Source organism: Psychrobacter sp. 1U2, from assembly GCF_051847575.1.
In genome coordinates, this window is sequence record NZ_JBPYDC010001462.1 from 1 (window position 1) to 596 (window position 596).

Below are 596 nucleotides of genomic sequence, written 5' to 3' on the forward strand. Positions count from 1 at the left end.
ATTATAAAGCATCTGGCCTAAGTTTACAGAGCGCTGTGTTAGATTGCTGCATAATCACAAACAACTGGTACTGTGACGATACAGTTATTGATTTATTTTCAATTGCCTAACAATTAACTTGCTAAATACGGTAAAGTAGCCGCACATTGTTTGGCGAAAGTACGATATAGCGATAAACGCTATTGAAAAATCACTTAATTGATTTATTAGGGTCTATTTTTTGATTAAATAATACTTACTTTACAGTGTAAATAACGATGTTTTTTTGAGACTAAATCGGTATAATTTATCTCACTTTTAGTTTCTAGTCAGTATTGCATGATTCAAACCTATCGCAAAGATACGTTTTTGTTTGTTTGAGTCTTTAACCGCTCTCTACTTGATACTAATAAGCATCGCCTCAGTCATCTCATTTGTAAGCCGCTGGATATATTAATGAACCCGTTTGGATTTTTATCGAATAATATCGCTATCGACCTTGGTACTGCGAACACCTTAATTTTTATTCCTAATAAAGGGGTAGTGCTCGATGAGCCTACGGTGGTCGCCTTACGTAGCAACCGTACGCAAAACCCGACCGTCGCTGCTGTTGGTCT

The 596-nt window shown here is 36.6% G+C and carries 1 protein-coding gene; it reads left to right on the plus strand.

The features are described from left to right. Positions 1-435: 435 nt before the first annotated feature. Positions 436-596, plus strand: a 161-nt coding sequence (locus ACS8FD_RS22645; protein ID WP_439277515.1) for a rod shape-determining protein, incomplete at its 3' end; no start/stop codon positions are given.